The organism is Siccirubricoccus phaeus, from assembly GCF_008360935.1.
Taxonomy (GTDB): Bacteria; Pseudomonadota; Alphaproteobacteria; order Acetobacterales; family Acetobacteraceae; genus Siccirubricoccus; species Siccirubricoccus phaeus.
In genome coordinates this window covers 1-11483 of record NZ_SRXO01000010.1, presented here as the reverse complement: position 1 = coordinate 11483, position 11483 = coordinate 1, and the positions used below count along the sequence as shown (strand labels likewise).

General features: G+C 70.4%; 10 protein-coding genes. 4 read left to right on the top strand and 6 right to left on the bottom strand.

Annotated elements, in window-relative coordinates:
* Nucleotides 1-11: 11 nt before the first annotated feature.
* From E5N76_RS15075 to E5N76_RS15050, 6 genes are all read right to left on the bottom strand, one after another.
* On the bottom strand, nt 12-1760 hold the full coding sequence (locus E5N76_RS15075; RefSeq protein WP_149538146.1) for a ShlB/FhaC/HecB family hemolysin secretion/activation protein: 1749 nt from the start codon (nt 1758-1760) through the stop codon (nt 12-14).
* Nucleotides 1761-1865: 105 nt separating this feature from the next.
* A complete protein-coding gene (locus E5N76_RS15070; RefSeq protein WP_149538145.1) occupies nt 1866-2765 on the bottom strand; it encodes a TauD/TfdA dioxygenase family protein in 900 nt (299 codons plus the stop codon).
* Nucleotides 2765-3751: a TRAP transporter substrate-binding protein gene (locus E5N76_RS15065; protein WP_187830185.1), complete on the bottom strand. Its 987-nt coding sequence runs from the start codon at nt 3749-3751 to the stop codon at nt 2765-2767. Before E5N76_RS15065 ends, E5N76_RS15070 begins: the two co-directional genes overlap by 1 nt.
* A 49-nt stretch (nt 3752-3800) precedes the next feature.
* Nucleotides 3801-5078: a TRAP transporter large permease gene (locus E5N76_RS15060; RefSeq protein ID WP_149538143.1), complete on the bottom strand. Its 1278-nt coding sequence runs from the start codon at nt 5076-5078 to the stop codon at nt 3801-3803.
* A 5-nt stretch (nt 5079-5083) separates the two neighbouring features.
* Nucleotides 5084-5632: a TRAP transporter small permease gene (locus E5N76_RS15055; RefSeq protein WP_149538142.1), complete on the bottom strand. Its 549-nt coding sequence runs from the start codon at nt 5630-5632 to the stop codon at nt 5084-5086.
* 304 nt (nt 5633-5936) lie between these two features.
* Complete coding sequence (locus E5N76_RS15050) at nt 5937-7160, bottom strand: UbiH/UbiF/VisC/COQ6 family ubiquinone biosynthesis hydroxylase (RefSeq protein WP_149538141.1); 1224 nt, start codon at nt 7158-7160, stop codon at nt 5937-5939.
* A gap of 192 nt (nt 7161-7352) precedes the next feature.
* On the opposite strand from E5N76_RS15050, the gene E5N76_RS15045 reads away from it, so the two are divergent.
* From E5N76_RS15045 to E5N76_RS15030, 4 genes are all read left to right on the top strand, one after another.
* Nucleotides 7353-7691: a P-II family nitrogen regulator gene (locus tag E5N76_RS15045; protein ID WP_149538140.1), complete on the top strand. Its 339-nt coding sequence runs from the start codon at nt 7353-7355 to the stop codon at nt 7689-7691.
* 106 nt (nt 7692-7797) lie between these two features.
* Nucleotides 7798-9129 (top strand): ammonium transporter, encoded by a 1332-nt coding sequence (locus tag E5N76_RS15040; RefSeq protein WP_149538139.1) that lies wholly within the window; start codon nt 7798-7800, stop codon nt 9127-9129.
* Between the two features lie 636 nt (nt 9130-9765).
* A complete protein-coding gene (locus E5N76_RS15035; protein WP_149538138.1) occupies nt 9766-10590 on the top strand; it encodes a TorF family putative porin in 825 nt (274 codons plus the stop codon).
* 164 nt (nt 10591-10754) lie between these two features.
* A partial coding sequence (locus tag E5N76_RS15030) for a DNA translocase FtsK 4TM domain-containing protein (RefSeq protein WP_187830184.1) occupies nt 10755-11483 on the top strand: 729 nt, incomplete at its 3' end.

Below are 11483 nucleotides of genomic sequence, written 5' to 3'. Positions count from 1 at the left end.
GCTGGCGGGCCCTAGAAGCGGACCAGCATGCGGAAGATCAAAGACGTCTCATGCAGCGCATCCGCCGCCGCGCCATCCGGCCGGCGCACGTCGCGGTGCAGCCCTTCCAGGTCGAATTGCACCGCATCGCTGATCAGCAGCCGGACGCCGCCGCCCCAGGAGGCGAGGCGGCGGTTCGGGTCGTCGCGGCGGTTCTCCACCGTGCGGCCGATGTCGCGGAAGATGTAGAATTGCGGGGCGAAGCGGTTGCTGCCGAGGGCCGGCGTGATCGGCAGCTCGAACCCCATGTCGAATTGCAGCTCGATGGCGAGGCCCCAGGCCTTGTCGCCGGTGATCTGCCCGGCATAGTAGCCGCGGCCCAGCCGGCTGCCGCCGAGATAGTATTTCTCCGCCTGGGGCAGGATGTCGTCGCTGTACTGGCCGGCGAACAGCACCTGCAGGCTGAGCATGGAATTCTCGAAGGGCGAGAAAAGCGGCTGGGTGCGCTGGACCTCGCCGGTCAGCTTGCGGAAGCCGAAATCCTCCGCGCCGCTGCGGCCGGAGAGCGGGTAGCCGTTGCGGGTGGCGCCGAGCCCGGCAACGCCCTGGTGCAGCCGGAGGCTGCCGAAGGTGGTGGCGGCGGGGAACCAGGGCAGCCAGCTTTCCAGCAATTGCGCATCGAGGCCGGCGCGGAGGATGCGGATGGCGTCGCGGCTGGCCCGGGTGCGGCCGCTGGTGCCGGTCTCCACTTCGCTGTCGAACAGATCGAAATTGCCGACGGCGTAGAGGTTGAAGGGCCGGCTGCGCACGACGGGGTAGCTGAGGCCGACGCCGCCCACGGTGGTGCGGCCGAAATAGCCGATCTCCCTGAGCGAGCCGGAGGGCCGCGTTTCGCCGGCGCCGGCATAGAGCCGCATACGCAGGCCGGAGCCGCCCAGGAAAGCGTCCACCGAGGCCTGGGTGAACCACTGCGTGCTGTTCGGCGCGCCGAAGAAGGACAGCTCCGTCCGTTCGCCGAGGCTGGTGAACGAATTCAGCCCGGCGACGAAGAGGCCCTGCCAGGGCCCGACCAGCCGGTAGCCGCGATTGTCGATGTTGACATAGCCGGAGATCGCCTTGCGCTCGACCTGGGCGATGAGCTGCAGCGCGCCCGGCTCGGTCTGCAGCGGCCGCAGCGTGCCGCGCACCGTGAGGCCGGGAATGTCGGAAGCCAGCAGCAGGGCGCGCTCCACCGCCCCGGTGCTGACCGGGCGAAGGCCGATGAGGCGGTTGAGGAAGCGCAGCACCTGGGTGCCGGCCGGCCCGATATTCTTCGCATCGCCTTCCAGCTTCACCTCGGCGATGAAGCCTTCGGTCACGGCGAAGGTCAGGTCCACGACATTCGTGCCGGCACGGCGGGTGACGCCGGCATTCACCGCAGCGAAGGGGTAGCCGCGGTCGCGATAGGCGCGGAGGATGCCGAGGCGGGATTCCTCGATGCGCGCCAGCGGCACGCTGGCCTCCGCCAGCCCGGCGATGGCGGGGGCGAGCTGGTCCGCCGGGATCGCCTCGTTGCCGGTGATGTGCACCGTGCCGATCCGCAGCTCCGCCGCCGCGCCCGGCCCTTCCTGGCGGATGAGGGGCGGCCCCTCGACGGAGGGGGCGAGGCGCGGCGAGCTCGGCGGGGCGACGAGATCCACCGGGTTGCGCAGGGGGGGCGGGGCGGCCGGTGGCGCTGGTTGCGCCAGGGCAGCACCCGGTAGCGTCCAGCCGATCAGCAGTGCCAGACGCGACAATCGCATTTGGTACTCACCCCATGCCCCCGCGGCACAACTATCCGCTTTGGCACAGAACGTCAATCATTGCGCGATCAGCGTGCAGCGAAATTGCCGCCCCGCGCGCGGCCCTCATTCGGGCCGGCGGTCGTCCAGCAGGATGATGCGGTGCAGCCGCCGCTGGTACAGCGTTTCATCCCATTCCGTCGCGCGGTGCAGGCTGCAGCGATTGTCGCTCATCAGCACGTCGCCGGGCTGCCAGCCATGCTCATACACGAATTCCGGGCGGATCATATGGGCCAGCAGGTCGGCGAAGAGGACGCGGCCTTCCTCCTCCGGCAGGCCGAGGATCTGGCTGCCCCATTCCCCGCCGAGATAGAGGCCGCGTCGGCCGCTTTCCGGATGGGTGCGGACCAGCGGGTGGACCACGTCGGGAAAGCGCGCCGCCTCCGCCTGGCACTGTTCCTCCGTCGCGTCCGGGAACAGCTCCCGGTACAGGCGGGCGCGGCTGTGCCGCACGCGGAGGCCGGCGATGCGGGCGCGCATCGCCTCGGGCAGCGCCTCATAGGCGGCGATGCCATTGGCGTAGCGCGTCTCTCCCGCCACGGGCGGGATGAGGACGGCGTGGAGGAAGGTGAAGAGCGCGGCGTGCTCCAGATGGTAATGGTCGGTGTGCCAGTTCAGCCCGACCTTGGGCGCGCCGATGGGCTTGCCATCCTCCGTCGCATTGCCGACGACAAAGATCTCATGGTGGTCGCGCAGGCAGAGGTCGCGCCGGCTGTGCAGATCCATGTCCCGGCCGAAGCGGCGGGCGAAGGCGAGGTAGCCGGCGGGCGCCAGGTGCTGCTGGCCGCGCAGCAGCAGCAGGGTGCGCTCCACCACTGCGCCGCGGATGATGGCGGTGATCTCCGGATCCTCCGGCGCCGCCAGGTCGATCCCGCCGAGCTCGACGCCGATATTCGGCGCCAGCTCCCGCACCGCGATCCCGCGCCGCGCCGCGGCGGCGCGCCATTGCACAAGCCCGCTGGCCATCACGCCACCTCCTGGATGCTCTGCAGCCGCGCCTTGTCGGCCGCGCTGGTGAGGAAACGGTCGTAGAGCGGGCGGGCGGCCTGCAGGAAGGGCGCCTTCTCCGGCTCCAGGATGGTGACGCCCTGGGCCTTCACCTGCTCGATCAGCTTCGCCTCGCTGTCCACCACGAATTGCCGCTCGAACACCGCGCTTTCCTCGCCAGCCTGGACCAGCGCATTGCGCAGCTCCGGCGCCAGGGACTGGTATTTACGTTCGGAGAGCACGACGGGCGCGGTCAGGGAGAGCCAGCCCACCGTCGTCCAGTGCTTGGCGACTTCGTAGAATTTCTGCGCGACGTAGTTGGTGTAGGCTGCTTCGGCGCCGTCCACCACGCCGACCTGCAGCGCGCTGTACAGCTCCCCATAGGCCAGCGGCGTGGCATTGGCGCCGAAGGCGTTGAAGGCGGCGACATGCACAGGGTTCTGCTGGGTACGGATCTTGCGGCCCTTCAGATCCTCCATGCCGTTGACGGGCCCGCGCGTCATCAAATGGCGGACGCCGGAGGAGTAGAGGCCGAGCACCCGGAAGCCCCGCCCCTGCGCCGCCTGGGCAAGCTGGGCGATGGCCGGCGAGCCGGCGACCTTGGCGAGATGCGCGTAGTCGCGGATCAGGAAGGGCATGTCGAGGAGCTGGTACTCCTTGACGAAATTGGCGAAGGCGGCGTGGGACGGCACGGCGAGGTCGATGGTGCCGAGCGCCACGCCCTCGATCATCGGCAGCTCATTGCCGAGCTGGCCATTGGGGAAGATCTGCAGGCCGAGCCGGCCGGCGGTGATCTCCCGCAGGCGCTTGTCCATGAAGCGCAGGCCTTCGTCCTGCACCTCGCCGATGGCGTTGGTGTGAGCGGCGCGCAGCACCGCCCCCTGCGCCAGCGCCGGCCGCGCGACCCAGGCGGCGGCGAGGCCCGCGCCCAGGGCGCGGCGCCTGATGCGCCCTCCCCCGCTCACGGGGGAGGGTCGGGGTGGGGGCACAGCGCGAACCATCAGCCTCTCCTCCTCACAGCAACGCCCGCGGCAGCCACAGCACCACCGCGGGCACATAGGTGCAGAGCATCAGCACCGCGACGAGCGGGATAAGCGGAATCCAGATGACGCGCGCCACCGCCCCCACCGGCCGCCGCGCCACCGCGCAGGCGACGAAGGTGCAGATGCCATAGGGCGGCGCGACCAGGCCGATGGAGAGGTTGATCGACATCACCAGCCCGAAATGCAGCGGGTCGATGCCCAGCTTGACGGCCACCGGCATCAGCACCGGCATCAGGATCAGCAGGGCCGAGATTTCCTCGAAGCACATGCCGACGAAGAGCATGAGGAGGTTCACCATCAGCAGGAACAGCACCTGGCTGCCGCCCACCGCGTCGAACCAGCCGGCGATCATCCCCGGCACGTCCTGGATGGCGACCAGCCAGGCGAAGATGGAGGAGGTGCCGACGATGATCATCACCGCCGCGGAGATGCCGACCGTGCGCAGCATCAGCTCCGGCAGCTTCGCAACCTTCAGCTCCTTGTACACCACCAGGTCGATGCCGAGGCCGGCGACGACCGCCAGCACCCCCGCCTCGGTCGGCGTCACCACCCCGCCGACGATGCCGCCGACGATGATGATCGGCAGCACCAGCGCCGGGATGGCCTGGACGAAGGCGGTGCGCAGCCGCGGCAGGGAGAAGGGCTCGCTGTCGCGGTAGCGCTCAGGCTCCCGCCCCGCATAGATCCAGTGCGTCACCATCAGCCCGGCCGAGGCGATCAACCCGGGGATGATGCCGCCGAGAAACATGGCCCCGACCGAAAGATCGCAGACCATGGCCAGCACCACCATGATGATGGAGGGCGGGATGATGGGGCCGAGCGCGCCCGCCGCCGCGACCACCGCGACGGAGTAGTCGATGTCGTAGCCCCGCCGGCGCATCTCCGGCAGCAGGATCGAGGACACCGCGGCGGTGTCCGCGCTGCCGCTCCCGGAAATGCCGGAGAGGAAGGTGGAGGTAACCGTCGCCACCATGAACAGGCTGCCGCGCACCCACCCCACCAGCGCCGCGGCCAGACCGACAATGGCGCGGGCGATGCCGCCATGCTCCATGATCATCCCGGAGAGGATGAAGAACGGAATGGCCATCAGCGGGAAGCTGTCCAGGCCGTTGTAGAGGCGCTGCGCCACCACCACCATCGGCGTCTCGGTCGCCAGCGCCAGCGTCAGCGCGCCGGCGACGCCCAGCACGAACACCATGGGCGCGCCGGCGGCGAGCAGCAGCGCGAAGGAGGAGAAGGTGAGGCCCATCGCCTTCAATCCACCCGCACGCCGCCGCCGGTGGTCACCTTCTCCAGGCCCAGGATGGCGGCGCCGAAGGCGAGCGCGGCTTCCAGCGCGAAATAGGCGGCGCCGGCCGGGATCATGGCGTAGGGGATGTCCATCGGCACCTGCAGGCCGGGGCTGGTCTGCCAGGCGCCCACCTGCATCAGCAGCAGCCCGCCCTGGAACACCACCCAGAGGAACCAAAGGCAGAGGCCGGCGACGGGGATGAGCAGCAGCCGCGCGGCGAGGACCGGCAGGCGCTCGACCACCAGCTCGATGGAGACATGCAGGCGCTGGCGCATGGCATAGCCGGCGCCGAGCAGCACCATCCAGATCTGCGCGAAGGTCGCCGCCTCGTCGGCGCCGGCGATGGAGCGGTTGAAGCCGTAGCGCGCCACCACCTGGGCCAGCACGATGACGATCATGGCGGTGAGCAGCAGGATCAGCACGCCATCCACCGCGCGGCGCAGCCGGGCGAGGGCGCCGCGGGCGAAGCGGAGCAGCGGGAGGGCGGGGGGATGGGCCAGCACTTCCGTCATGCGGAAAGGCTTGCCCCGGCGGCGCGGCGCCGCAAGGGCGCCGGGCGGAAGAAGCGGGGCCGCGGCGACGGCTTCGCACAAGGGGTGGGCAGGTTATGCCCTAAAGCGCGTCAGGTGACTCCGAGGGGGGCGCTGTCCCCCTGTTGGGCGCAATGCGCCCAACCCCCTGCCAAAGGCAGAAGTGCCTTTGGCAGGCAGGAGTTTCAGACCCGGCGGTTCAACCGCAAACCTCAGGGGTTCCAGGGGCCCTTCGGCCTTGACGGGGAGAGTTTGCGAGGGGCCGCGGCACTGCCGCGACGCCCTCTCAACTCAGCCCCATCGCCTGTCGCGCAAACGCCAATTTCAGCCGCGGCATCCGGTCCACCGCCGCAATCCCCAGCCGGCGCGCCCACCGCACCGGCGCGATGTCGTTGCTGAACAGCCTTTCCAGCGCATGCATGCCGGAGAGCATCAGCAGCGTGTCCGGCCGCCGCCTGGCCTGGTAGCGCGCCAGCACCGCCGGCGCGCCGGGGTCCTCGCCCGCCTGCCAGGCCGCAATCACCTCCTCCGCCAGCGCCGCCACGTCGCGGAAGCCGAGATTCAGCCCCTGCCCCGCAATCGGGTGCACCCCATGCGCCGCATCCCCCACGAGCGCCAGCCGCGTATCCACCCAGCGCTCCACCTGCAGCGCGCTCAGCGGATAGGACCAGCGCCGCCCGATCATCCGCACCGCGCCCAGATGGTCGCCCAGCCGCCGCCGCAGCTCCCGCCCGAAATCCGCATCGTCCAGCGCCAGCATGCGCCGTGCGATCGCCGTGCGATCCGCCCAGACGAAGGCCGAGGCATGCGGGAAGGCCGCCGTCCCGAACCCGCCCGGCCCGGCCAGCGGCAATTGCGCGAAGGGCCCGTTCGGCAGGAATTGCTCCAGCGCGACATTGCCGTGCGGCTTCTCATGCGCGAAGGCGCCGACCATGCCGAGCTGGTGGTAGTCGATCGTGGCAGCGCGGATACCGGCCTGGCGCCGCAATGGGCTGTTCCGCCCCTCGGCCGCCACCACCAGCCGGGCCCGCAGCTCCCCCCCGCCGGCCAGCCGGATGCGTACCCCCTCCGGCGTCCGCGCCACCTCCGCCCGGGCCGGGGCGAAGACGCGGAGATTGGGCAGGCTGGGCAGCCGGGCATTCAGCGCCACGCGCAGGCTCCGCGCCTCCACCATGTAGCCGAAGGGCCCCTCCCCCAGCTCGGCCGCACTGAAATGCAGGGAGAGCGGGGAGGCCGGCTCCCCCGGCCGCCCATCGGCGACGCGAATGGCCTCGATCGGGCCGGGCGGCTCCGGCAACCGGTCCCACACCCCCGCCCCCGCCAGCAGGCGCTGGGAGGCCAGGGCGATGGCATAGGCCCTGCCGTCGAATTCCGGCAGCTCCATCGGCGGCAGCGGCGCCTGGTCGATGATGGCGGTGGGCAGGCCGGCCCCGGCCAGGGTGGCGGCCAGGCTGGCCCCCACCGGCCCGGCGCCGAGGATGCAGACGGCAAGGTTTTCTGGGTCATTCATACCGGAAACTCGCGGCGGCGGTGCTGCCCCTGCATAGCAGGCGACGGGCCTGCCCGAACCATGGCCAATCGCGCCCAAAAAGCGTGCAGCCCGGCCCGATGGCGCGCAAAATGGCGGAACTCCGCCGTGTTCCGTCGTGGCACGGGAATTGAAGGCACGTCACAAGCCGGACCTAAGGAGGACAACGGGCAGATGAAGCTGGTGATGGCATTCATCAAGCCCTTCAAGCTGGACGAGGTGCGCGAAGCGCTCACCCCGCTCGGCGTGCAGGGGCTGACGGTGACGGAAGTGAAGGGCTTCGGTCGCCAGAAAGGGCAGACGGAGATCTACCGGGGCGCCGAGTACCAGGTGAGCTTCCTGCCCAAGATCAAGATCGAGGTCGTGGTGCCGGACGAGCTGGTGGACGGGGTGATCGAGGCCATGGCCAAGGCCGCCCGCACCGACAAGATCGGGGACGGCAAGATTTTCGTGCTGGACGTGGAGCGGGCGCTCCGCATCCGCACCGGCGAGACCGATACGGCCGCGCTCTGATGTCCTGCCCGCGCAGTTCGCCGGACGCCCGGCGAACGGAGCGGACCAGCAGGCCATGGAAGAGACGCAGCCGACCCAATACGGACGGATACAGGGGACATAGACGATGAGGATGCCCGTACGCGGCTTTGCCGCCGCGGCCATGATGCTGCTCGCCGCCGCGCCGGCGCTGGCGCAGGATGGCCCGACGATCGATACCGGCGACACCGCCTGGATGCTGACCAGCACCGCCCTCGTGCTGCTGATGACGGCGCCCGGCCTCGCCCTTTTCTATGCCGGCATGGTGCGCAAGAAGAACGTGCTCGCCACCATGATGCAGAGCTTCTCCATCGCCGCCATCGTCTCGGTGGTGTGGATGGTCGCCGGCTACAGCATCGCGTTCGGCGAGGGCGGCGCCTATTTCGGCGATCTTTCCCGCCTGTTCCTCGCCGGCATCGCCGAGAACTGGGACAAGCCCTTCAGCCTCGGCAGCGGCGACGGGGCGGTGGCCTTCACCATCCCCGAATCGGTGTTCGTCACCTTCCAGATGACCTTCGCCATCATCACCCCGGCGCTCATCACCGGCGCCTTCGCGGACCGGATGAAGTTCAGCGCCATGGTGGTGTTCACCATCCTCTGGTCGCTGCTGGTCTACTCCCCGGTGGCGCATTGGGTGTGGCACCCGAATGGCTGGATCTTCGCCCTGGGCGCGCTGGACTTCGCCGGCGGCACGGTGGTGCATATCAATGCCGGCGTCGCCGGGCTGGTGGCGGCCATCGTCCTCGGCAAGCGCGTCGGCTACGGGACGGACAACATGTCCCCCTTCAACCTGGCGCTCGCGGTCATCGGCGCCGGCATGCTCTGGGTGGGCTGGTTCGGCTTCAATGCCGGCTCGGCCGGCGGCGCCGGGGCGCGGGCCGGCATGGCCATGCTGGTGACGCAAATCGCCGCCGCCACCGCCGCCCTCTCCTGGATGTTCGCGGAATGGGCGACGAAAGGCAAACCCAGCGTCCTCGGCGCCATCTCCGGCGCGGTGGCGGGCCTGGTCGCCATCACCCCGGCCTCCGGCTTCGTGCTGCCGGTGCCGGCGCTGATCATCGGCCTGGTCGCCGGCTTGGCCGGCTACTGGGGCGCCACCGCCCTGAAGCATATGTGCGGCTATGACGACAGCCTGGACGCCTTCGGCGTGCATGGCGTGTGCGGCATCGTCGGCAGCCTGCTGACCGGCGTCTTCGCCTATGGCGCCCTCTCCGCCACCACCGCGGCGCCGGAAGGTACCAGCGGGTCCTTCGATCAGTTCCTGATCCAGGTCTATGCGACGGTGGCGGTCTTCGTCTTCACCGCCATCGGCACCTTCATCCTGCTGAAGATCACCGATGTGATCGTCGGCCTCCGCGTTGCAGAGGAGGAGGAGCGCGAGGGTCTCGACGTCACCCAGCACGGCGAGCGCCTGGCCTGAGCCTGCCCCCGGCGGGGCCGCTGCCCCGCCGGCGCTGACGATGCCGCGCGGTTCGCCGCGCGGCGTTTTTCTGTCCGCGGGCCGGCGCGGGGTCGCGGGCGGTGTCCGGCGCCGGGCCGGCAGATGCGGCAGAATGCCGAAAATTGCGGCGGCCGGGCGGAAGCGGCGGAAAACCGCCGCCAGCCTCGCCTGCAGCCCCGCCCTCCCGCCCCAAACGTGACAATTATGTGGAGCAAATCCCCGGCAGGCGCAGCAACGGCCGCGGGTTCAGCCGCCCTGCCGCGCCGGGCGGCTCCCTTCGCCAAGCAAGCCTTCGGCCGGAATGGCCGCCAGCCCGCCGCGAGGACTTTTGGTCGCCCGACCTCGGCGGAACCCGGCCCGCCCGGCATTGCCATGACCGGCTTGCGTGCCAGTAAAGGTTGGATTTGTTTCTTACCGAGAAGATGCCTGAAATTGCTGCAGAAATCCGCCAATTTCGCCCATTTTATAGCCTTTTTATTTTACTTTGGCGAAACGCCGGTCTTTGCTAAGGCGGTGCAGGGGAAGTCGTTGCCTGAGGAATCGGACGCGCCGCCCCCACCCGAGCCAGCTTCATGGCGGCCATGCCATGGCCAGCCACGCGCCACAGGAAAGTCCATGCCGCACACCGCATCCGGTCCCACCCTCGCCAGCCGCCTCCGCCGCTGGCTCTTCGCCGCGGCCGCCCTGGCCCTGCCGGCCCTGCCCGCCACCGCCCAGACCACCATCGACAGCCTTGGCCTGACCGTGACGGTCACGCCCACCATCGCCAGCGACTACCTGTTCCGCGGCATCAGCCAGACCCGGAACAACTGGGCCTTCCAGGGCGCGCTGGACGTGCAGCACGAAAGCGGCGTCTATATCGGTGGCTTCATCAGCAACGCCAAATTCCTTGCCGGCCCGTACAACGATACGCGCCAGGAAGTGGACGCGCTGGCCGGCTACCGCTTCGAGCTCGCCGGCATTTCCTTCGACCTCGGCTATATCGGCTATTTCTACCCGGGCCAGAGCAAGCCCGGCGGCACCCAGCTCAACGAGTACCATGAGGTCTCGCTGAAGGCCGCCTACACCATCGACCCCGTCAAGCTGCTCGCCGCCTTCAACTACTCGCCGAATTTCTTCGGCCGCTCGGGCGAGGGCTATTACGTGGAAGGCGGCGCGGACGTCACCCTGCCGCTGGAATTCACCGCCTCCGCCCGCGTCGGCTACCAGTGGATCCAGCGCAACACGGCCAGTGACGGCTCCCGCTATTTCGGGGCGCCGGACTATCTCTGGTACTCCATCGGCATCTCGCGGGAGATCACCGGCGGCGTCGTCGCCTCGCTCGGCTGGTACGGCACCACCATCAAGCGGGCCGACTGCTTCGCGGTGGCCGAGCGGGCCGATCAGGGCCAGCGGGTCTGCGAGGGCCGCGTGCTCTTCACCGTCAGCCGCATCTTCTGAAGGCAGCGCCCGCCAGGGGCGGGAGAGGGGCGCCGGCCGCGGGGCCGGCGCCTTTTTCGTTCTGGCCGGGAACGGTTCCGCGCGGTTTTTCCCGCCATTTTCTCCACTGGCGCAAGCGGTTCGCGTGTATATCTGCGGCGGAACCTCAAGCCAGCCGATACGGAATGCCCCGCGCCGCCCCTGCCACTGCCGACCGCGCCACCGCCGGCGTCCGCCGCTTCGCCTCCCCCGCCGTCCGCGCCGCCATCCGGCGCCGGCTGTATGAATTGCTCGGGCTGGTCGCCGCCCTGGCCGGGCTGGCGCTGCTGGTCGCCCTGGCCAGCTACAACCCGGCCGACCCCTCCCTTTCCACCGCCACCACCGCCCGGCCCAGCAACTTGGCCGGGCCGGCGGGGGCCATGCTGGCCGACCTGCTGCTGCAGGGCTTCGGCTGGGCCGCCGCCCTGCCGGGGCTGGCGCTGCTCGCCTGGGCCTGGCGGCTGGCCACCCAGCGCGGCCTCAGCCTGTTCCCCGCCCGGCTCGCCGCCCTGCTGGCCGGCATGCCCTGCCTCGCCGCCGCCCTGACCCTGACCCCGATGCCGGGCCCCGGCGGGGCCGCGGCCGGCGGCGTCGCCGGCGCCCTCCTGGGCGGGACGGTGCTGCAGGTGGCGGAAGCGGTGCTCGGCCCGCTCGGCCGGCTGATCGGCGACACGGTCATCATCGCCCTCACCTTGCTGCTCGCCGTCATCGCCTTCGGCCTCTCCCCGGGCGAATGGCTCGGCCTCGGCCGCGCCGCCCGCCGCGGGGCGCTGGGCGCGGCGCGGGCCGGCGGGGCCGGGGCGCGCGGCGCCGCGGGGCTGTTCGGCCGGCTCTTCGGCCGGCTGCGCGCCGCCCGCCCCCGCCGCGCCATGCCC